This window comes from Streptomyces sp. NPDC020780 (genome assembly GCF_044334475.1).
Taxonomy (GTDB): Bacteria; Actinomycetota; Actinomycetes; order Streptomycetales; family Streptomycetaceae; genus Streptomyces.
Window position 1 is genome coordinate 75,836 of record NZ_JBIRTB010000017.1, and the last position, 19,945, is coordinate 95,780.

Consider the following 19,945-nt stretch of genomic DNA (forward strand, 5'->3'; position numbering starts at 1 on the left):
GCCTGGACGACGCGATGTCCTTGCCCGGCGGGGCCGTCGGGCCGTCGCTGTCCACTGGTCACTGGTCACTGGTCACTGGTCACTTCAAGTAATCACCGCAGCGCATGGGGACGGAGGCAGGGCCGCTCCGGTCCGCGGCCGGGGCGCGGGCGCGGCGTGGGGCCGTCAGAGGTCGAGGTCCACGACCACCGGTGCGTGGTCGGAGGCACCCTTGCCCTTACGCTCCTCCCGGTCGACGTAACTGTCCTTGACGGCGGCCGCGAACGGGGCGTTGCCCAGGACCAGGTCGATCCGCATGCCCCGGTTCTTCGGAAAGCCCAGCTGGCGGTAGTCCCAGTACGTGTACGGCCGGTCGTACTTCAGCGGGCGCGGCATCACATCGGCCAGGCCCTCCGCGTGGAGCGCGGCCAGGGCGGCACGCTCGGCGTCGGTGACGTGCGTGGCGCCCTCGAAGAGCGCCGGGTCCCAGACGTCCTCGTCCGTCGGCGCGATGTTGAAGTCGCCGAGGACCGCGAAGGGCCGCGCGGCGGCGGCGTCCACGGCGACGTCCTTGCGGAGCGCCTCCAGCCAGCGCAGCTTGTACGCGTAGTGGTCGTGCCCGACCTCACGGCCGTTCGGCACGTAGACCGACCGGACGCGGGCCGGGCCGCAGGTCGCCGCGATCGCCCGGGGCTCCTGCACGCCCTCGTAACCGGGGCCGTCGGGCAGGCCCGTGACGACGTCGGCGAGACCGACCCGGGAGAGCAGCGCGACGCCGTTCCACCGGCCCGTGGCGTTGACCGCGCTCTCGTAGCCCAGCTCCCGCAGCTCGTCGGCCGGGAACTGCTCGAGCGTGCACTTGGTCTCCTGGACGCACAGCACGTCCGTGCCGCTGCTCTCCAGCCAGGCGAGCAGCCTCGGGAGCCGGGCAGTGATCGAATTGACGTTCCAGGTGGCAATACGCATAGCTCAAACCTAGCGGCTCCCACTGACAGCCGGGCCGGAGCGGGGGCGCACCGCTTCAGAGCCGGGCGGCGTCCCCCGGGGTCATCCGACGGTGGTCCGCGCCGCCGAGGCTGCCGATCTGCCTGTCGTAGAGCGGGCGGGCGAGGTCGGTGAGCAGGGCGTCGTGGATGTCGATCGCCCGCCGCGGCTTCACTTCCCGTACGTAGTCGATGACCTCGGAGATCTTGTTCCAGGGGGCCATGACCGGCAGCATCAGCGTGTCCACCGGCCGGTCGGGCACGGTGAGCGCGTCGCCCGGGTGGAAGACCGAACCGTCCACCAGGAAACCGATGTTGGTGATCCTGGGGATGTCCGGGTGGATCACCGCGTGCAGTTCGCCGTGCACCTGTACGTCGAACCCGGCCGCCGAGAAGGTGTCACCGTGGCCGACGGTGTGGACCCGCCCCGGGAAGGCCGCCGAGAGCTGTTCGGCCACGCTCCGCAGGGTCCACACATGCACCCCCGGGTCGGACTCCATTCCGGCGCGGATCCGGGTCTCGTCGAAGTGGTCCGGGTGTTCGTGGGTCACCAGGATCGCGTCGGCGCCTACCGCGGCGTCCTCCTCCGTGAAGCCGCCTGGGTCGATGACGAGCGACTGCCCGTTCCGCTCCAGACGGACGCAGGAGTGCTTCTTTTTGGTGAGGGTGAGAGCCGAGTCGTTCATGCTTCCATCCTGCTACGCGGGCGGGGTCGTTTCCTCCTGGATCACGGACTGCGCGATGCTGAAGGCGGCGCCCGCGGCGGGGATGCCGCAGTAGACGGCGGTCTGGAGCAGCACCTCCTTGATCTCGGGGGGCGTGAGTCCGTTGCGCAGCGCGGCCCTGACGTGCTGGGCGAGGCTTGCGAGGTGTCCGGAACTGACGACCGCGGTGAGCGTGACACAGCTGCGGGTCCTGCGGTCGAGGCCCTCCCGGGACCACACCTCACCCCAGGCGTACCGGGTGACCAGGTCCTGGAAGTCGTCGGTGAAGGCGTCGGACCCTGCCGTCGCGGCGTCGACGTGGGCGTCGCCCAGCACCTCGCGCCGGACCCTCATCCCGCTCTCGTACCGGTCGCGGGTTTCTGCGGGGGCGGCCTCGGGAGTCACGGGCGCGGGGGCGATCTCTGCCACCGGCACGACCGGGACGAACGACGCGGTACTCCCCTGCGCGGGCAGTACGGGGATCGACGCCAGGGTGTCCTGCCAGGACGTCGAGAAGTGCGTGAGGAGCAGGTCGGTGACGGCGCCGGGCTGCTCGACGGGGCACAGGTGGGACGCGCCGGGGACCAGGGCCAGCCGGGAGTCGGGGATGCCCGCCACGAGCGTCCGGGCCTCCGCCGGCCCGGTGACCTTGTCCTCGGCGCCGACCAGGACGAGCGTCGGCACGCCGATACGGGGCAGCTCCGCACGGATGTCGAAGGCGGCCAGGGCTTCGCAGGCGGCGATGTAGCAGCCGGGGTCGGTGGTGCGGACCATCTGCACGGACCACTCGACGATGGCCGGCTGGGCGGCGACGAACCCGGGGGTGAACCAGCGCGCGGGCACGGCGCGCGCGATCGGCTCCAGGCCGTTGCTGCGGACCACCACCCCACGCTGGCGGAACTCGTCGGCGCTGCCGAAGCGGGGCGAGGCCGCGACCAGGGCAAGCGAGGCGACCCGGTGCGGATGGCGCAGGGCGAGGACGGCACCGACGGCGCCGCCGATGGAGCAGCCCGCGTACCCGAAGCGCTGGACGCCGACGCTGTCCAGCGTGGCGAGCAGTCGGTCGGCGAGGTCGGCGACCGATGCGGCGGGGTGGGCAGGGGCCCCGCCGTGGCCCGGCAGGTCGTACCGGAAGATCCTCCAGTGCTTCGACAGCTCGGGTATCTGCCGGTCCCACATGTGCCAGGAGGTCCCGAGGGAGGCCCCCAGGACCAGGACGGGTAGGTGTTCCGGCCCGTCAAAGCGGTATTGCAGCGTCTCGGTCTTGCCTTCGGTCACGGGTTCACACCTTCATCTGTCACGAACTGTCACACGCCCCCTACGAGACCTCCCCACGCCTCCTCCGCCGCCGGAAGCAGGTCCGCTACGTCTGGCTTCACGTACCACTTCTTCGTCGTCTTCACGTTCGTGTGCCCGGCCCACCTGGCGAGCCGGTGGTCCGGCACCCCGTTGTCGGCGAGGTACGTGAGGCAAGACGCCCGAGCATCGTACAGAGGGACCCGCACGGCCTGATCCCGGTCTGTCCTGTGGCCCGGCGCGACACGGGGCCTCGGTCCCGTCCGACCCCGGGGAAGCGATCCGGCCCCCGTGTACCGGCCCGTGCGTACTCGCTCGCCAGGAACCGCACCCCCAGCAGCGTCTCCCTGTGCGCCTCGACGAGACCCTGCACCTATCGGCCTCGATCTCGGCAAGACGCGGCACGACCTCGGTCATGCCGCTATTCGCCGTATCCGTGCGGAACAGCTTTCAGACCCGACAGCTTCCCCGCTTTCCGAGCGCCTGCCCTCTCTTTCTGAGCGGGAATTTCGCCCCGCCTCGGCAGTCGAACTGCCTCGCCGCCGAGGGAATCGGCATGCCAGGCTCCGAACCGAGGTCCGGCGCGCGTCTCCGACAGCTCCCCCTTGCGGCTGTCCCTCAACGATCTTCGAGGGCGACGGTGTGCTACCCCATGACCGTGCGGGCCGCGTCCAGAAACGCCAGCCGGTTGTCCTCCAGGTAGTCCCGCACACTTTCGCCGTCAGGCAAGCCTTCCCACACCGTCCGGTTGAGGTCGAGGAAGTACGCGCGTGCCGCGTCGTGCACGGGCAGGGGGAACTGGATACGGACGAGCCGCTCCGCGACCCACAGCCTGTTCATGACGTCCCGGGTCGTGAGGAACCAGGCGTCGGTGTCCTCCCACTCGGAGGGCCGGCTGAAGGCGGAGCGTTCGGCCTCGGCCCCCACCTCGATGAACCGCTCCAGCAGCGCCAGCCGCTCCCCGCGCCGGGCCTCCGACAAGGCGATCTGCTGCCGTTGTTGTTCAGCGCGTTCCGCCGAGAGTTGAGTCCTGTGCTGGACGAGGTAGGACAACGAGCCACCGAGGACAACGCCGCCCAGCGATATGAGTGACACCCAGACCTGACCTGACATGGCGGTCATCGTGCCATGCCGTCGGTCTCGTGTCGGTGGCCACCCCGAACGGTGCCCTCCGCGCGAGCGGAGGCGAACCGCATCTCCTCGATCTTCGACACGAGCGGGACTGATCACACCGCCGAGCCGAAGGAGAACCCCGACAGTCCCACCTGCTGCACCCAGGGGTGGTGCGCCCCCACACCTGGAGATGACCTGCGCGGTCGACCTGGTGATGCCGTGTCGGAGCGCGTGTCCTCGCCTCAGCGGCGCCGCTGGTCGGCCCGCAGCTCGAAGTCTCCGTAGCTGTCGTCGACCGGATTGACGGTGACGCCGGGGGCGACGATCTCGTCGATGGCGTCGAGGACGTCGGAGGATAGGGTGATGTCGGCGGCGGGCAGGAACGCCTCCAGCTGCTCCATGGTGCGCGGCCCGATGATCGCCGAGGTGACGCCGGGGTGGTTGACGACGAAGGCGACGGCCAGCTCGATGAGTGTGAGGCCGGCCTTCTCGGCCAGGAGCGCGAGTTGTTCGACGGTGTCGAGCTTGCGCTGGTTGGCGGGGGTGTTCATGTCGAAGCGGGTCTGGGGGCGGGCTGCGGAGGCGGGTCCCCCTGGGGCGTTCTTGCGGTAGCGGCCTGAGAGCCAGCCGCCGGAGAGCGGGCTGTAGGTGAGCGTGCCCATGCCGTGGCGCCGCACGGTGGGCAGCACGTCCTCCTCGATGCCGCGGACGAGGATCGAGTACGGCGGCTGCTCGGTCACGAACCGCTCCAGGTTTTGTTCGCGGGAGGCCCACTGGGCCTCGACGATCTGCGAACCGGAGTAGGAGGAGGAGCCGATGTAGCGGACCTTGCCCTGGCGGACCAGGTCGGTGAGGGCGCCGAGGGTCTCGGCGACGTCCGTATCGGGGCTGGGGCGATGCACCTGGTAGAGGTCGATGTGGTCGGTGCCCAGGCGCCGCAGCGAGTTCTCGACCGCGCGCATGATCCAGTGGCGGGAGCCGCCGCGCTGGTTGGGGTCGTCCTGGTCCATCGGCATGAAGAACTTGGTCGCCAGGAAGACGTCCTCGCGGCGGCCCTCGAGTGCCTTGCCGACGATCTCCTCGGAGACGCCGGCGGAGTAGACGTCGGCGGTGTCGACGAAGTTGACACCCGCGTCGAGGGCACGGTGGATGATGCGGATCGAGTCGGTCTCGTCCTCGTTGCCCCAGGGGCCGAACATCATCGCGCCCAGGCACAGGGGGCTGACGTGGACGCCGGTGCGGCCGAGCGGTCGGTACTGCATGAAGCCGTTCTCCTCGAATCGTGGGGGGTGTGGTCAGTCGCTCGCCGTGGGGACGGCGCTTTTGGTGCTGGTCCAGCTGGCGAGGAGGCCGAGGGCCTGCCGCTCCGGGGAGTCGGGTTCCGGGGTGTAGAAGTTCAGGCGCAGGCCGGGATCGGACGGCAGGTCCATCGCCTCGTAGGGCAACGACAGATCACCGACGAGCGGGTGGTGGAGGTTCTTCACGCCGGAGCGGTGGAACTTGACGTCGTGCCGGGCCCAGCGCCGGGCGAAGTCGTCGCTCCGCGTGGTCAGCTCGCCGATCAGGTCGGTCAGCGCCTTGTCGTGCGGCGAACGGCCCGTCTCGGTGCGCAGGAAGGCGACGGCGTCGTTAGCCCCCTTGTCCCAGTCGGCCCAGAAGTCCCTGCTCGTGGGGTCCAGGAACATGAAGCGGGCGCTGTTGACCGGCCCGCGCTGCGCGAAGAGCGGCGAGTCGTACACCGGCGCGTACAAAGCCCGGCCCAGGGTGTTGGCGGCCAGGATGTCGAAGCGGCCGTTGCGCACGTAGGCCGGCACGTCGGCCATGGAGTCCAGCAGACGCATGATCGTGGGCCGTACCCGCGACGAGGTCGCCGCCGGTCGTCGTCCCGACGGGGTCGCCGCGCGGGCCAGGTCGTAGAGGTGGGTGCGCTCGGCCTCGTCGAGCTGCAGGGCGTGTGCGAGGGCTTCGAGTACGGAGTCCGAGGCACCGGAGAGGTTCCCGCGCTCCAGCCGCACGTAGTAGTCGACGCTCATGCCCGCCAGCAGGGCGACCTCCTCGCGGCGCAACCCTGTGACGCGACGCTGTCCTCCGTAGACCGGGAGCCCGGCCTGCTGCGGTGTGAGCCGTGCACGCCGGGTTCGCAGGAACTCCCGCACCTCGGCGGACATGTCCTTCTTCGTGCTGTCGGTCATGCTCGGTTCCTGGTGTTCTCGTCGGTGCCGGCCTCGGCGGAGAGCGTCACGCGCAAGCCGGTGCGGAACGTGCTCGCCCCGGGCCGCGTCGGCCGGCCGGCAGGGTGGTCCGGGAGCGGGGGGACAGCGCCGGGAGAGCCGGTCGCTCGGACCGCCTTGCCGGTTCTGACATCGGGGACGGGGACACGGCGGCCTCCTCTCGATCGGTCCGCGTGGGTATGCCGGTCCCTTCACCGTAGGTCCGTCCCGGCGGGTCTGCGAGGTACTGCCAGTACCCGGAAGAGCAGTGACTCCCACTGACCCGTCCAGGTGCCGTTACCTGGGAAGGGCCAGAGACTGGCGGCCCGGGACCGGGCCCCGTTCCACAGCAGACGCGAAGGAAGACCGTGCGCACAGCATCGACCCAGGAGACCGGCGACGCCCCGGCCGGGCGCGTCATCGACCCGCGCCGTCCCGGCACGCCGGGTGCTCCGGGGATCACCGCACCCCACCCGCCGACGCATCCGGATCGGCGCGCACGGCCCGGGGCCGCGAGCAGCTCGACGCTGATCCTGACGATCATCTGCGTCAGCTACTTCATGGTCATCCTGGACAACTCGATCGTGTTCACCGGGCTGCCGCAGATCCGCTCCGACATGGGCTTCTCCGAAACCGGCCTGTCCTGGATCACCAACGCCTACGTCCTGGTCTTCGGCGGACTGCTGCTCCTGGGGGCGCGCGCCGGTGATCTCTTCGGGCACCGCAGGGTCTTCCTGTTCTCCCTGGTCGTCTTCTCTGCGGCCTCGCTCCTGGTGGGCGCCGCCCGGACCCCGGGGTGGCTGATCGGTGCCCGGGCGTTGCAGGGCGTCGGCGCGGCGGTGCTGGCCCCCTCCGCCCTGTCCCTGCTCACGCGGAGTTTCGCCGAGGGCCGGGCACGCAACCGGGCCATGGCCGCGTACAGCGCCGTGGCCGGCCTCGGCACTGCCTTGGGGCTGGCCATCGGGGGACTCGTCGCGGACCTCGTCTCCTGGCGAGCCGGGTTCTTCCTGAACGTCCCGGTCGGCGTCGTGATGATGGTGCTCACCGTGCGCTTCCTGCCCGAGACCGCGCGCCGGCGGGGCCGCTTCGACGTGGCCGGGGCCCTGCTGGCGACCCTGGGGGCGACCGCGCTGGTCCTCGGCATCGTGAACGCCGCCGACCACGGCTGGACCACCCCGGCCACTCTGCTCCTCCTGGGGGCGGGTGCGGCGATGCTGACGCTGTTCGTCAAAGTGGAGCGGCGGGCCGCGCAGCCGATCGTGCCGTTGCGGCTGTTCGCGAGCCGTGAGCGTGTCGGCGCCTACGTCACCCGGATGCTCTACATGGGCGCGATGATGGGGTTCTTCTTCTTCACCGCGCAGTTCGTGCAGAGCGTGTACCACTGGTCGCCGCTGCGGGCAGGGCTCGCCTTCCTGCCGATGACGCTGGTCAACTTCGTCTTCGCGGTGCGGGTGCCCCGGCTGCTGGAGAGGTTCGGCCGGCCGCGGGTACTCACCACGGGGGTCGTGCTGACGACCCTGGGGATGGCCTGGATGAGCCGCCTCGACCTGCACACGCCCTACCTGACCGGTGTGGCACTCCCGATGGTCCTCATAGGTGCCGGGCAGGGCCTGACCCTGGCCCCGCTGACCTCCAGCGGCGTGGACGGCGTCGCTGCCGGGGACGCGGGGGCCGGCTCGGGTCTGGTCAACACCGTGCACCAGATCGGCAGCGCGCTGGCCCTGAGCATCCTGACCGCCGTGGCCGCCACCGTCTCCGGCGGCCACGCCGCGTCCGACATCGCGGCCCGCTCGGGAGCGACCCTGACGGGCTCCACCGTCCTCCTCGCCCTGGCCGTCACGACCGTTCTGATCCTCATCGTCCCCTCACGGGCGTCCCGCGAGGCCGCCCTCACGGAAAGGACCCTCTGATGCAGACCCTCACCCTCAACAACGGCGTCGAGATGCCCGCTCTCGGACTCGGCGTCTTCCAGACCCCGCCCGATGAGACCCGGGCCGCCGTCACGGCCGCGCTCGACCTCGGCTACCGGCACATCGACACCGCCGCCGCCTACGGCAACGAACGCGAGGTCGGCCAGGCACTGCGCGAATCCGGCGTCCCACACGAGGAGATCTTCGTCGAGACGAAGATCTGGATCAGCGACTACGGCTACGACGAGACTCTGCACGGCTTCGACAAGAGCGCCGGCAAACTCGGCGTGGACCGGATCGACCTGCTCATCCTGCACCAGGCCCTCCCGTCGGACTTCGACAAGACCGTCGCCGCCTACCGTGCCCTGGAGAAGCTGCTGGCCGACGGCAAGGTCCGCGCGATCGGTGTCAGCAACTTCATGGTCGACCACCTGACCTCCCTGCTCGAGGCCACCACCGTCGTCCCGGCCGTCAACCAGCTGGAGATCCACCCTTACTTCCAGCAGCGCGCCGTCCTGGACTTCGACGCGTCCCACGGCATCCTCAACCAGGCGTGGTCCCCCATCGGGGGCATCACCTTCTACCGGGGCCAGGGCGACGACCGCAGGAGCGTCCTGGAGGACCCGGCCGTCACCGCGATCGCCGGAGCGCACGGCAAGAGCCCTGCCCAGGTGCTGCTGCGCTGGGGGCTGCAGCAGGGCCGTTCGGTCATCCCCAAGTCGACCAGGCGCCACCGCATCGCCGAGAACATCGACGTCTTCGACTTCGAGCTCACCCCGGACGAGTTGACGGCCCTCGACGCCCTGGAGACCGGCCGCCGCGGCGGCCCCGAGCCCGAGGCCGTCACCCTCGCCGACTTCGGCCGCGCCATCCCCGAAGCCTGACAACGGCCGCACCACGCGCACGAAGGAACCGCATGTCCACCACCGTCAACGCGTTCGGCGCTCACGCAGCAGGCTAGCCGCTCGCCCCGTCACCATCGAGCGCCGCGACGTCGGACATCGAGCTGATCGGCGCGCAGTACATCAACACCGCCTACCAGCGGATCCACGCCTCCGACGTCCGGAACCGGTTCGTGGTGGACGGCTCGGCCTTCGCCGACCCTGAAGGCATCACGCCCCTTCGCTGACAGCCGGCGGCAATCCTCCGGACGCCCGGAACTCGTGCGCCGGGCGCCCCGGAGGATACCGCCACACCCCGCACACGGAAGGTGAGAACCATGACGAACTGGACCGATTCCGAGCTGCGGAGCATCGGCGCCGCCGAGGAACTCGACCTGGAGTCCGAACGCGGCGACGGTGCCCTCCGCGCCCCCGTGACCATGTGGGTCGTACGGGCCGGTGACCGGCTCTACGTCCGCTCGGTCAAGGGCGTCGACGGCCCCTGGTTCCGGGGCACCCGTTCCCGCCATCGGGGCCGGGTGGAGGCCGGCGGCGTCCGGGCCGACGTCACCTTCCACGACGCGGACCCCGAAGAGTACGCCGCCGTGGATGCCGCCTACCGGGAGAAGTACGGCCGGTACACCGCCATCGTCGAACACGTCCTGACCGGCCGGGCCCGCGCCTCCACCCTGCGTCTCGAACGCCGCTGACCCCCTCCCGAACCTTCCCCGCCCACTGCCGAGGAGCACCACCGTGCGAGCCACCCTGATGTACGCCGCCGAGGACGTCCGCGTCGAGGACGTGACCGACCCGAAGATCCAGCAGCCCACCGACGCGGTCGTACGGATCGTGCTGTCCTGCGTGTGCGGCAGCGACCTGTGGCCCTACAAGTCACTTCAGCCCACCGACAGCCCCCGCCACATGGGCCATGAGTTCCTCGGCGTCGTGGAGGAGACCGGTGCCGACGTACACACTCTCGAGCGCGGGGACGTGGTCGTCGCCCCGTTCGTCTGGGCCGACAACACCTGCGCCTACTGCCGCGAGGGCCTGCAGACCTCCTGCCGGCACGGCGGCCAGTGGGGCGTGAACGGCGTCGACGGCGGCCAGGGCCAGGCCGCCCGCGTCCCACAGGCCGACGGCACCCTCGTCAAGCTGCCCGTCGCCGAGGACTCCGACCTGCTGCCCGACCTCCTCACCCTGTCCGACGTGCTGTGCACCGGTTATCACGCCGCCCGCACCGCCGACGTCCGCCGCAGCGACACCGTCACCGTCATCGGGGACGGCGCGGTCGGCCTGTCCGCCGTGATCTCCGCCAAGCTGCTGGGCGCCGACCAGATCATTCTCATGGGCCGCCACCAGGCCCGCACCGACCTCGGCCGCGACTTCGGCGCCACCGACGTCGTCGCCGAACGCGGGGACGAGGGCGTCGCCCGGGTCCGCGAGCTGACCGGTGGCGAGGGCACGCGCAAGGTCCTGGAGTGCGTCGGTCTGAAGGACGCGCTCGTGCAGAGCTTCGGCGTGGTCCGCGACGGCGGCGCCGTCAGCCGCGTCGGCGCCCCGCAGTTCACCGACGTACCCTTCGGCTTCGCCGACTTCATGCGCAACATCACCCTCACCGGTGGCGTCGCCCCGGCCCGGGCCTACATCGAGGAACTGATGCCGCACATCCTCGACGGCTCGATCCGGCCCGGCCGCGTCTTCGACCACACCGTCTCCCTGGAGGGCATCGCCGACGGCTACCGGGCCATGAACGACCGCGAGGCCCTGAAGACGCTGGTGCGCCCGTGACCGCCCGCAAGCCGAACCCCGCCGCCGCGGCCACGCACCGGCGCCTGTTCCCCGGCCACGTCTCCACCCTCGCCGTCACCGTTCCGGAACTGATCGCCTACCTCGACGACTTCACCTTTGCGGACAGCCCGTTCGGCTTCCCCACCGACCCGCTCCGCCGAACCGGCTGCACCAGCCCTCGGCGGACTGCGCGGGGCCGAGCACCGTGTGAGCATGACGCTGCGGACGAAGACCGCTCTCCCGGCCCGGCATATCCACACCGCCACTGACCCCCGCCAGCCCGACAGCCCCCTTGGAGGAAGGCTCATGGCCGCGCTCGAGTTCGTCGTGATCCTCGGGTGCACACTGCTCGTGAGCGGGGCCCTCGCCCATCGGCTGCGGGTGGCCGTACCCGTGATGCAGCTCGCCGCCGGCGTCCTGCTCGGCTTCGTGCCCGCCCTGCGCAGGACGGAACTGCCGCCGGACGTGCTGCTGCTCGTCTTCCTGCCGGTGCTCCTGTACTGGGAGAGCGTGACGACCTCGCTGCGCGCGATCCGGCGTGACCTTCGCGGCATCGTGCTGACCGGTACCCTGCTGGTCGTCGTCACCGCCTGGGCCGTGGCAGCCCTCGCCCACGCGCTCGGCCTGCCGTGGGGCCCGGCCTGGGTGCTGGGCGCCGCCGTCGCTCCGACGGATGCCACCGCCGTCGGCGTCGTGTCCCGGCTGCTGCCGCGGCGCAACGTCACGTTGCTGCGCGCCGAGTCGCTGATCAACGACGGCACCGCGCTGGTCGTCTACAGTCTGGCGGTCGGTGTCACCGTGGGCTCCGAACACCTCAGCGCCGCCCACGTGAGCGGCCTGGTGGCCCTGTCCTACGGGGGCGGCATCGCGGCCGGCGCACTGGTGGCGTGGCTGGGCATCCTGCTGCGGCGCCGGGTGCGCGGGTTCGGGGACACCCTGCTGGACAACCTGACGATCATCCTGATCCCGTTCAGCGCCTACCTGGTGGCCGAGCAGGTCGAGGCGTCGGGGGTACTCGCGGTGGTGGTGTGCGGGCTGATCATGAGCCAGGCCGCCCCCGGCCTGGGCCGGGCGGAGGCGCGGCGGCAGACGGAGGCGTTCTGGCCCCTGGCGATGTACCTGCTCAACGGTGCCCTGTTCGTCCTGGTCGGGCTCGAAGCCCAAGCTGCGGTCCGCGGCCTGTCCAGCACCGCCCTGACCGAGGCGGTGGTGATGGTGGCCGCGGTGGCCTGTGCGCTGGTCCTCGTCCGCTTCACGTTCCTCTTCGTCTCGGTGTACACGATCAGGACACTGGACCGGCGCCCGCGGCAGCGCGAACGCCGGATGAGTCATCGGGCTCGCGTCGTCAGCGCCCTGGCCGGATTCCGGGGAGCCGTCTCTCTGGCCCTGGCCCTTTCCGTGCCCTACACGCTCGACTCCGGCGCACCGTTCCCCGACCGCGACACGATCGTCTTCGTCACCGCCGGCGTCGTCGTCGCCACCCTCGTGGTGCAGGGGCTGGTCCTTCCGGCCGTCGCCCGCTGGGCACGGCTGCCCAGCGACACGGACTCCCGGCGAGAACTCGCCCTCGCCCGGAACGCTGCCGCGAGGGCCGCGCTCGACGCCCTTCCCGCGACAGCGGCCGACCTCGGTACCGACACGGAGGTCACCGAGCGGCTGCGCGCCGAGTACGAGACCCACCTGCACACGATGCACGACGCCGGAACCGCGAGCGACCCGAAGTCGGGACCGCTCGTGCGGCGCCGAAGACAGGAGACCTCCCTGCGCATGGCCCTCCTGCAGCACAAACGCTCCGCCGTCATCGCCCTGCGCGACCAGCACCGCATCGACGACGCCGTTCTGCTGCGTGTGCAGGAACAGCTGGACGCGGAGGAGGTACGCCTCGCGCAGGTGAGGGACGACGAGTAGGAGCGGGCAGTCTCGCATCCTCGTGACGACGGAGCCGGACCTGAAAGCTCCGGTGCGGCTCCGCCGTCTCACGGCTCCGTTCAGCGGTCCCGGCGACGGAGCCCGGCGGGGCCCCTCCGTATCACCTGCCTGTCCCCCGGCCGCCCAGCGGTTTTCGGTGCGCCCCGGTCACCAGGTGACGAGCAGTTCGTGGGCGCCGTAGATCACGGCGTCGTACTTGAACGGGACCTCGTCCAGGCGGGTCGCCAGGCGGAGGGTGGGGATGCGGCGCAGCAGGGTGGGGTAGATGACCTGAAGTTCCATGCGGGCCAGGGGCTGGCCGACGCAGTGGTGGGTACCCGCGCCGAATGCCTGGTGCCGACGGGCGTCGTCGCGAGTGATGTCGAGTCGGTCCGGGTCGGCGAAGACGGCGGGGTCCCGGTTGGCGAGTTCACCGAGCATGATCACACCCTCGCCCGTGTGGATGGTGTGCCCGGCGATCTCGATGTCCTCCAGGGCTGTGCGGCGTCGCCCGAGGTGGGCGATGGTGAGGAAGCGCAGCATCTCCTCGACCGCGTTGACGACGACCTCGGAGTCCTCGGCTTCGCGGACCAGGGCGGCCTGTTCCGGGTGCCGGAGCAACAACATGGTGCCCAGGGTGATCATGTTGGCGCTGGTCTCGTGTCCGCCGAGCAGCAGCAGGACCCCCATGGCGGCGGCTTCGCGGCGGGTCAGCTCACCCGCTCCGACCCGGTCGGCGAGCCGGGAGAGCAGGTCCTCGGCGGGATGGTCGAGTTTCCTGCCGACCAGCCGGTCCAGGTAGGCGGTGAGCGCGGTGTGCGCGGCGCCCCGCTCGGCGGGGGTGGCGGTGAGGGAGACCAGGAACTTGCTGTTGTCCTGGAAGAACGCGTGGTCCTCGTAGGGCACCCCGAGCAGTTCGGAGATCACGAGCGACGGGATCGGCAGGGAGAACGCCTGCACGAGGTCGACCGGCTTGGGACCCTCCAGCATGCGGTCGATGAAGCTGTCCACCGTCCTCTGCACTGCCGGGCGCATGGCCTCGACCCGCTTGATGGTGAACGCCCCACTGACCATACGGCGCAGCCGGGCGTGCTCGGGGTCGTCCATCCCGACGAAGCTCAGGTCGAAAGCGCCGTGGTTGTCGCCCCCGCCGCCCTCGGCGTGGCTCTCACCACCGTGATGGGGGACGGGGCTGGGGAAGTTGGGGGCGGCGAAGTCCACGCTCAGCCGGTCGTCGGAGAGCAGCGTCTTCTGCTCGGCGTGGCCGGTCACCACCCAGGGGGCCTTGCCGTCCCAGGTACGGGCCCGGAACACCGGGCCGAACGCGGTCAGCCCGCGCATCTGCGGAGAGGGGTCGAACGGGCAGCCGGCCGCCCGTGGTTCGGGGAAGTCCGGTATGCCGGTCGATGCCGGTTCGTTCTCGAGCGAGGTGGTCATGTCGTTCTCCCTGGAAGGCTCTCAGCGGTTCGACGCCGGGGAGGCGTCGGCCGCGTCGACGACGGCCTGCCGGCGCAGGCGGGTCTGCTTGGGCATGTTCCAGCCGAGGACGGCGGTGGGCCTGCCGCCTCGGCGGTAGAGCGCGACGAAGCGGCGGTCGGCCTCGCTTCCCTCGACGATCTCCACGTCCGCGTCGGCGCCGGGTATCCCGTGGACCTGGATCCTGGCGTCGTACTGGTCGGTCCAGAAGTACGGGACGGGGGTGTAGGGACGGTCCTCGCCGAGGAGGTTCCCGGCCACGATGCCCGCCTGTTCAGTGGCGTTGGTCCGGTTCTCCAGCCGCAGCGAGGTACCCAGTTGCTCATGGTGCCAGCGGGCGACATCGCCGGCAGCGTAGACGCCCGGCGCGGAAGCCCGGCAGCGGGAGTCACAGAGAACGCCGTCGTCCAGCTCCAAGCCGCTGCCCTCGAGCCACTCGGTCATCGGCACGGATCCTACGGCGACGACCACCACGTCCGCGGGCACCACCTCACCGGTCGCCAACCGCACTCCCTGCACCCGCCCGTGCTGTCCCGTCAAGGCGTCGACCGCCGTATCGGGCACCAGCCGAACGCCGTGCTCGGCGTGCAACTCGCCGAGGAGTGCGGCAACGCGCGGCCCCAACTGGCTTGCCATCAATGTGGGCTGAGGGCCGACGAGGGTGACGGTGACGCCCAGGGCGCGTGCGGTGGCGGCGATCTCGGCGCCGAGCACGCCGTCGCCGACGACCACCGCGCTCGCCGCCGTGAGCAGGTCGGCGCGCAGGTCCGCGGCGTGCTTCAGGCTGCGCAGCACGTGGACGCCGTGCAGCCCGTCGCTGCCGGGCAGGGGTCGTGGGTGGATGCCGGTGGCCAGGACGACCGCGTCGGCGGCCAGCGTGTGCCCGGCGGCGGAGGTGACGGTTCGGGTGGTGGCGTCCAGGGAGGCCGCTGGATCGCCGAGCAGGAACTCGGCGTCCAGCGCGTCCAGCGCCCGCTGCGGGCGCAGCCGTGTCCGCTCGGGCGGCCAGGTGCCGGACAGTACCTGTTTGGACAACGGCGGCCGGTCGTAGAGCGGGTGCGGCTCTGCGCCCAGCACGGTCAGTGTGCCCCGGTAGCCCTTGCGCCGCAGTGCCTCGGCGGTGGCCAGCCCGGCCGTGGAGGCGCCGACGACCAGGACGCTGCGGGGCGAGCTCACGCCTCCTCGCCGAGAAGGATGGCGGCTGCCGGGCAGACACTCGCGGACTCACGCACGGCGGCGTGCCGCTCGACTGCGGGTTCCGCGTCCAGCAGGACGACGATGCCGTCCTCGTCGCGCTGGTCGAACACCTCGGGGGCGATGAGGGCGCACTGGCCGGCGCCGCAGCACTTGTCCTCGTCGACGGTGATCTTCATGAAGGGGCCTCCTCAGGATCCGGCGGTGGGGTGGGAAGTGACAGGGGCGAGCAGCAGACCGGTGACCGCGTCGGTGAGTGATGTCGCCGTGTGTTGCCACAGAGGCTGGAGGGAGCTGGTCCCCCCGGCCAGGGCGCGCTCCCGTTCGGCGCATGTGTGGACGATCAGCAGCCGGGCCATGTCGGACCGTTCGTGACGCACAGTCCGCGGCAGGTCCGGCAGACGGCGACCCAGCTCGTCCAGGGTCCTGCGCAGTGGCGGCCGGTCGACCGCCGCCGCACTGACGGCCTCCCGCAGGAGGGGGTCGGACATCACCTGGGCCACGAAACGCGCGTGCCAGGACGGCGTACCGAGCGAGGCGAGGTACTCGGTGACCGGGCGTACCAGGCAGCCGACCCAGTCACGGACGTCGTCGCTGTCACCGGCCTCCGCCATCGTCCGCTCCCGGATCTGCTCGATCTGCCCGGTGCTGCGCTCGATCATCGCCCGGATCAGGTCGGTCTTGCTGCCGAAGTGGTAGCTCACTGCGGTGTTGTTGCCCTGCCCGGCCGCCTCGCTGATCCGACGGCTCGACACCGCGGCCAGCCCGTGCTCGGCGAAGAGCCGCTCCGCCGCCGCCATGATCGCCCCGCGGGTCTCCGCGGCCCGCTCTGTGCGCACGCTCATGCCGCTCACCCTCACCACCTGACCGGGAGTTCGCGCAGTGGTGTGGTGATGAGCCCCTCGACGCGCCGCAGTTCCGCCGGGGCGACAGCGAGGTCGAGCGTGGGCAGACGCCGCAGCAGCACCTTGAGCACGGTCTGCAGCTCGGTGCGGGCGAGCGGCTGGCCGAGGCAGGAGTGCGGGCCGGCGCCGAAGGCGAGGTGGGGGTTGGGGGTACGCGCCGGATCCATGTCGTCGGCGTGCTCGAACGCGTCGGTGTCGCGGTTGGCCGCCGCCATGCTGCACACCACGGTGGTGCCCTGAGTGAGCACGACGCCGCTGGGCACCTCGGTGTCCTCGTGCACGTAGCGGAGCATGCCGAAACCCGTGTAGGGCTCGTAGCGCAGGACTTCCTCCACTGCGGAGCGGATGAGCGCGCGGTCCTGCAGCAGCCGCGCCCAGCGCTCACGGTCGGCCAGGAGCACGGCCGCCATGGTGGTGAGGAAGCCGGCGGTGGTCTCGTGCCCGGCCAGCAGCAGCGCCTGGCCGGTGGCGGCGAGGGCCAGGTCGGACATCGGTCGGCCCTCGGTGTCGGTGGCGCTGATCAACTGGCTGATCAGATCGTCCTGGGGGGCCCGTCGCTTCTCCTCCGTCAGGCCGGCCATGTAGGCGCCGAAGTCGCGGTGCGCCTGGGCCGTCTCCGCGGCGGTGTACGTGGTGAGGTTGAGGAAGGTGTCGGACCACGTCTTGAAGTCGTCGCGGTCGCTCTCCGGGACGCCGAGCATGTCGCAGATGACGTACACGGGCAGCGGGAAGGCCAGGTGCCGTACCAGGTCGGCGGGTTGGCCGTGCTCCAGCATGCGGTCGACCAGCTGGTCGGTCATCGCCTCGATCTTGGGCACGAGAGCTTGCATGCGCTTGGCCGTGAACCACTTGCCGACCATGCGCCGCCAGCGGTCGTGCCCCTCGGCGTTGAGCGCCCTGGCCATCGGGCTGTCGAAGATGCTGCCCGCTTCGGCGGTGATCCGGGCGGCGTCGGGCCGAGCCAGGCCCTCACGGCTCAGGCGAGGGTCGGACAGCGCGAGCCTGACATCCCCGTAACGGGTCAGCAGCGTCGCCCTGTCGCCGCTTGGCAGCGTCACGTGGGCGACCGGGCACTTTCGCCGGAGTTCGGGCCACTCCACGGGGGGCTGGAGCGCCGCTGGGGCGGCGAGCGGGTAGCTCATCGTGCGGTCGTGCTGCCGAATCTCACTCACAAGGGCTCCTCGGTCCGTGTCTGGCAGACCGGCTCAGCCAACCTCAGGACACTTTCTCATTCAAGCGACTGACTTAAAATGGCGTGAAGTCTCCGTGGGGACGGCGGTCCCGCACCTACCTCGTTGCAGCGAACGAGAAGGAGGGCGTCGAGGTCGGACACGCCATCACCGAGCCGGTCCGCCGAGCTGTCCGGACCATGCCCGACCGTCTCCGGCATCCCGCCCTGAACCTGGACGGCACCCTGCGTGACGGCGCCGAGGCCGCCGAACTGACCGGGCATGGTCGATCTGGCCGGATACCCGGACGGCACCCGCATCATCGTGCGCCGCAAGCGGCCGCATCCCGGAGCCCAACTGTCCCTGTGCGGCCAGGATGAGGACCTGCGGCATCAGGTGTTCCTCACCGACACCCCGTACACCGGGGCGGATCCGCCAAGTTCCTCAAGGTCCGCCACCGCAGGCATGCCACCGTCGAGGACCACATCCGGTGGGGCAAGACCACCGGCTTCGGCCGCTTCCCCTCCCACCATTTCCCCGTCGACGCCGTCTGGCTCGAACTCGGCCTCGCGGCGATCGACCTGACGGCCCGCGCCCCCGTCCTGCTGCCGGACGGCGAACTGGCCTCTGCCGAGCCGAAGAAGCTCCGCTATCGGCTATTGCGCGTCGCCGCCCGCCTCACCTGCGGCGGCCGCCGCCTGCGCTTGCGGATATCGGCGACCTGGCCCCGAAGACATGAACTGGCCACGGCGTTCCACCACCTTGCCGCACTGCGCCGTCCCGCCGGGCTGACCGGCAACCCCCTGACCGCCCATGGCCCGAAGTCTTCCGGTCGTGGCACGCAGGGGTCCCACCCGGTCGGCCGTCAGGGGCGGGGCGACTGTGACGCCCGGCCGACCGTACGGGCGGACGCTGCGGCACAGCCGTCGGCCATGTCACGCACGCGGCAATCGGGAGCGGGCTGGGGTGGCTGACCGGCGGGCCGGGCCCTACCCGTCTTCGCGCCGCGGACCGTGCCAGTCCAGTATGAGGACCGTGGCGTCGTCCCTGAGCTTTCCCCGACAGGCGTCCAGCACCGCGTCGGTGAGGGCGCGCACGGCTTCCCTGGGATGTGCGGCGCGGGTGTCCCACACGACGGATGCCAGGTCCACGGCTCCGGCCCCACGTTCCTGCATGCCGTCGGTGAAGAGAACCAGACGGTCGCCGGGGAGGAGCCGGATTACCTGGAGGCGGTAGGAGGCGGGGGCGGTCACGCCGAACGGCAGGTCGACCGCGAGCGGGACCTCCTCGACCTCTGTGGCACCTGCGCGCAGGCGCAGCGGCAGGGGATGCCCCGCGTTGACCAGTTCGCAGGTGCCCGTCGCGAGGCCGACGCAGAACAGCTGACCCGTGGCCAGGGCGCGGCTGTGGGTCAGCAGGGCCTCATGGGCACGTTGCGCCTGCTGGAGTGCGTCACACCCACTGCGGCGGGCGCCGCGCATAGCGCCGACCAGGAGTGTGGCCAGCAGCGCGGAGTTGGTGTCGTGGCCCATGGCGTCGGTGATGGACAGGTGCAGTGTGTCGCGGTCGAGAGTGTAGTCGTAGGTGTCCCCGCCGATGTCGTCGGCCGGCACCAGCCCTGCCGCGAGGGTGAACTGGGGAGCCTCGCAGCAGGAGGACGAGGGAAGCAGTTGGTGCTGGATCTCGGCGGCCAGGCTGGTCCGGGTGGTGCGCCGGCCCGCGTGGTACAGGTCGGTGAAGCGACGGTCCGTGACGATGATGTAGGCCAGCGCGTGCGCCGCGTCCTCGATCTGCGCGAGCACGGTGTCGTCGGCGTTCTGCATCGTCGCCTCCAGCAGGCCGATGCAGTCGCCGCGGTTGGTCACCGGCGAGATCACCCGCCGCCCGCCCTGGCCGTCCGGTTCCACGTGCTGGCGCTGTCTTCGCAGGACTCCGTCGTAGACGCTGCCCTCCAGCTCGATCCGCTCGGGAGCGCTCCCCGTGTCGTCCTCGTCCTGCGTGGTCAGGCGCAGCAGCTGCCGCCCGACGAGATCAGCGAACAGGAACGACACACGCTCCGCCCCGAAGCGCTTGCGCAGGTCCTTCGCGAGTACCTCGACGGACTCCCCCGGCGGTGCCGCCTCAGCGGCAGCCAGAAGCTGCCCCAGTTCCAGATCCCCGCCACCCATGACGACCTCCTATCGTTGCCGCTCCTTCTTCCCCGGGTTCGGCTCTCGTCACCTGGTACTTCCGGTCGAGCTCCGGTGGAGTGCGGACGAGCGGGCAGACCCCGGGGGCGGGGGTCTGCCGGTAAGGGGCTGTTCCCCGGCTCCCGGTGGGCATCGGCGCGCGGCGTCAGATGTGGCGCGTCCCACGGCGGAGCGACATCCACATGCCGACTGCGTGTGGCGCCGCGAGGAGAACGTGGACGAGTAGTCCCCGCACGTACA

At 71.0% G+C, this 19,945-nt stretch carries 17 protein-coding genes and 2 pseudogenes; 6 read left to right on the forward strand and 13 right to left on the reverse strand.

The features are described from left to right. Nucleotides 1–165 precede the first annotated feature (165 nt). The 7 genes and pseudogenes from ACH4VO_RS27650 to ACH4VO_RS27680 all read right to left on the reverse strand — a co-directional run bounded on the left by ACH4VO_RS27650 (nucleotide 166) and on the right by ACH4VO_RS27680 (nucleotide 6,267). Nucleotides 166–945, reverse strand: a complete 780-nt coding sequence (locus tag ACH4VO_RS27650) for an exodeoxyribonuclease III (RefSeq protein ID WP_360993489.1) — start codon at nucleotides 943–945, stop codon at nucleotides 166–168. A 55-nt stretch (nucleotides 946–1,000) separates the two neighbouring features. Then, a complete protein-coding gene (locus ACH4VO_RS27655) occupies nucleotides 1,001–1,648 on the reverse strand; it encodes an MBL fold metallo-hydrolase (protein WP_360993486.1) in 648 nt (215 codons plus the stop codon). Nucleotides 1,649–1,660: 12 nt separating this feature from the next. Continuing rightward, complete coding sequence (locus ACH4VO_RS27660; protein WP_360993483.1) at nucleotides 1,661–2,944, reverse strand: alpha/beta fold hydrolase; 1,284 nt, start codon at nucleotides 2,942–2,944, stop codon at nucleotides 1,661–1,663. 264 nt (nucleotides 2,945–3,208) lie between these two features. Then, nucleotides 3,209–3,379, reverse strand: a pseudogene (locus ACH4VO_RS27665) (transporter); the annotation flags it as partial. 228 nt (nucleotides 3,380–3,607) lie between these two features. After that, nucleotides 3,608–4,084 (reverse strand): hypothetical protein, encoded by a 477-nt coding sequence (locus ACH4VO_RS27670; RefSeq protein ID WP_360993480.1) that lies wholly within the window; start codon nucleotides 4,082–4,084, stop codon nucleotides 3,608–3,610. 233 nt (nucleotides 4,085–4,317) lie between these two features. Then, nucleotides 4,318–5,337, reverse strand: a complete 1,020-nt coding sequence (locus tag ACH4VO_RS27675) for an aldo/keto reductase (protein ID WP_360993477.1) — start codon at nucleotides 5,335–5,337, stop codon at nucleotides 4,318–4,320. A gap of 33 nt (nucleotides 5,338–5,370) precedes the next feature. Further along, a complete protein-coding gene (locus tag ACH4VO_RS27680; protein ID WP_360993475.1) occupies nucleotides 5,371–6,267 on the reverse strand; it encodes a helix-turn-helix transcriptional regulator in 897 nt (298 codons plus the stop codon). A gap of 386 nt (nucleotides 6,268–6,653) precedes the next feature. On the opposite strand from ACH4VO_RS27680, the gene ACH4VO_RS27685 reads away from it, so the two are divergent. From ACH4VO_RS27685 to ACH4VO_RS27705, 5 genes are all read left to right on the forward strand, one after another. Further along, nucleotides 6,654–8,195, forward strand: coding sequence for an MFS transporter (locus ACH4VO_RS27685; protein ID WP_360993472.1), 1,542 nt, complete (start codon nucleotides 6,654–6,656; stop codon nucleotides 8,193–8,195). Then, nucleotides 8,195–9,079 (forward strand): aldo/keto reductase, encoded by an 885-nt coding sequence (locus ACH4VO_RS27690; RefSeq protein WP_360993469.1) that lies wholly within the window; start codon nucleotides 8,195–8,197, stop codon nucleotides 9,077–9,079. The genes ACH4VO_RS27685 and ACH4VO_RS27690 overlap by 1 nt, the downstream gene beginning before the upstream one ends. A 335-nt stretch (nucleotides 9,080–9,414) precedes the next feature. Beyond that, nucleotides 9,415–9,786, forward strand: coding sequence for a DUF2255 family protein (locus ACH4VO_RS27695; RefSeq protein WP_360993466.1), 372 nt, complete (start codon nucleotides 9,415–9,417; stop codon nucleotides 9,784–9,786). Between the two features lie 43 nt (nucleotides 9,787–9,829). Beyond that, entirely contained in the window at nucleotides 9,830–10,864 is a 1,035-nt protein-coding gene (locus ACH4VO_RS27700; protein WP_360993463.1) for a zinc-dependent alcohol dehydrogenase family protein, read from the forward strand. Between the two features lie 306 nt (nucleotides 10,865–11,170). Beyond that, nucleotides 11,171–12,772 carry a Na+/H+ antiporter gene (locus ACH4VO_RS27705; RefSeq protein WP_360993460.1) on the forward strand — a complete coding sequence of 534 codons (1,602 nt, stop codon included), beginning with the start codon at nucleotides 11,171–11,173 and terminating at the stop codon, nucleotides 12,770–12,772. A gap of 168 nt (nucleotides 12,773–12,940) precedes the next feature. On the opposite strand, the gene ACH4VO_RS27710 is transcribed toward ACH4VO_RS27705, so the two are convergent. The 5 genes from ACH4VO_RS27710 to ACH4VO_RS27730 are packed head-to-tail and all read right to left on the reverse strand — an operon-like array spanning nucleotide 12,941 to nucleotide 17,489. Further along, entirely contained in the window at nucleotides 12,941–14,209 is a 1,269-nt protein-coding gene (locus ACH4VO_RS27710; protein ID WP_360993457.1) for a cytochrome P450, read from the reverse strand. A gap of 21 nt (nucleotides 14,210–14,230) precedes the next feature. After that, nucleotides 14,231–15,424 (reverse strand): FAD-dependent oxidoreductase, encoded by a 1,194-nt coding sequence (locus ACH4VO_RS27715; protein WP_360993455.1) that lies wholly within the window; start codon nucleotides 15,422–15,424, stop codon nucleotides 14,231–14,233. Then, on the reverse strand, nucleotides 15,421–15,621 hold the full coding sequence (locus ACH4VO_RS27720) for a ferredoxin (RefSeq protein ID WP_360993452.1): 201 nt from the start codon (nucleotides 15,619–15,621) through the stop codon (nucleotides 15,421–15,423). The genes ACH4VO_RS27715 and ACH4VO_RS27720 overlap by 4 nt, the downstream gene beginning before the upstream one ends. Nucleotides 15,622–15,633: 12 nt before the next feature. Next, nucleotides 15,634–16,287: a TetR family transcriptional regulator gene (locus tag ACH4VO_RS27725; protein ID WP_360993449.1), complete on the reverse strand. Its 654-nt coding sequence runs from the start codon at nucleotides 16,285–16,287 to the stop codon at nucleotides 15,634–15,636. 11 nt (nucleotides 16,288–16,298) lie between these two features. Then, complete coding sequence (locus ACH4VO_RS27730; protein ID WP_360993644.1) at nucleotides 16,299–17,489, reverse strand: cytochrome P450; 1,191 nt, start codon at nucleotides 17,487–17,489, stop codon at nucleotides 16,299–16,301. A 485-nt stretch (nucleotides 17,490–17,974) separates the two neighbouring features. Between ACH4VO_RS27730 and ACH4VO_RS27735 the strand changes: the two are divergent. Next, nucleotides 17,975–18,490: pseudogene (locus ACH4VO_RS27735) on the forward strand (transposase); the annotation flags it as partial. Between the two features lie 15 nt (nucleotides 18,491–18,505). On the opposite strand, the gene ACH4VO_RS27740 reads toward ACH4VO_RS27735, so the two are convergent. After that, nucleotides 18,506–19,684, reverse strand: coding sequence for a PP2C family protein-serine/threonine phosphatase (locus ACH4VO_RS27740; RefSeq protein ID WP_360993446.1), 1,179 nt, complete (start codon nucleotides 19,682–19,684; stop codon nucleotides 18,506–18,508). Nucleotides 19,685–19,945: the final 261 nt, after the last annotated feature.

Bases quoted from the DNA above. Each gene is read 5' to 3' on its own strand.
- ACH4VO_RS27710 (WP_360993457.1), bottom strand. From the start codon at position 14,209: ATGACCACCTCGCTCGAGAACGAACCGGCATCGACCGGCATACCGGAC.
- ACH4VO_RS27705 (WP_360993460.1), top strand. From the start codon at position 11,171: ATGGCCGCGCTCGAGTTCGTCGTGATCCTCGGGTGCACACTGCTCGTG.
- ACH4VO_RS27690 (WP_360993469.1), top strand. From the start codon at position 8,195: ATGCAGACCCTCACCCTCAACAACGGCGTCGAGATGCCCGCTCTCGGA.
- ACH4VO_RS27670 (WP_360993480.1), bottom strand. From the start codon at position 4,084: ATGACCGCCATGTCAGGTCAGGTCTGGGTGTCACTCATATCGCTGGGC.
- ACH4VO_RS27675 (WP_360993477.1), bottom strand. From the start codon at position 5,337: ATGCAGTACCGACCGCTCGGCCGCACCGGCGTCCACGTCAGCCCCCTG.
- ACH4VO_RS27725 (WP_360993449.1), bottom strand. From the start codon at position 16,287: ATGAGCGTGCGCACAGAGCGGGCCGCGGAGACCCGCGGGGCGATCATG.
- ACH4VO_RS27720 (WP_360993452.1), bottom strand. From the start codon at position 15,621: ATGAAGATCACCGTCGACGAGGACAAGTGCTGCGGCGCCGGCCAGTGC.
- ACH4VO_RS27730 (WP_360993644.1), bottom strand. From the start codon at position 17,489: ATGAGCTACCCGCTCGCCGCCCCAGCGGCGCTCCAGCCCCCCGTGGAG.
- ACH4VO_RS27650 (WP_360993489.1), bottom strand. From the start codon at position 945: ATGCGTATTGCCACCTGGAACGTCAATTCGATCACTGCCCGGCTCCCG.
- ACH4VO_RS27655 (WP_360993486.1), bottom strand. From the start codon at position 1,648: ATGAACGACTCGGCTCTCACCCTCACCAAAAAGAAGCACTCCTGCGTC.
- ACH4VO_RS27740 (WP_360993446.1), bottom strand. From the start codon at position 19,684: ATGGGTGGCGGGGATCTGGAACTGGGGCAGCTTCTGGCTGCCGCTGAG.
- ACH4VO_RS27695 (WP_360993466.1), top strand. From the start codon at position 9,415: ATGACGAACTGGACCGATTCCGAGCTGCGGAGCATCGGCGCCGCCGAG.
- ACH4VO_RS27680 (WP_360993475.1), bottom strand. From the start codon at position 6,267: ATGACCGACAGCACGAAGAAGGACATGTCCGCCGAGGTGCGGGAGTTC.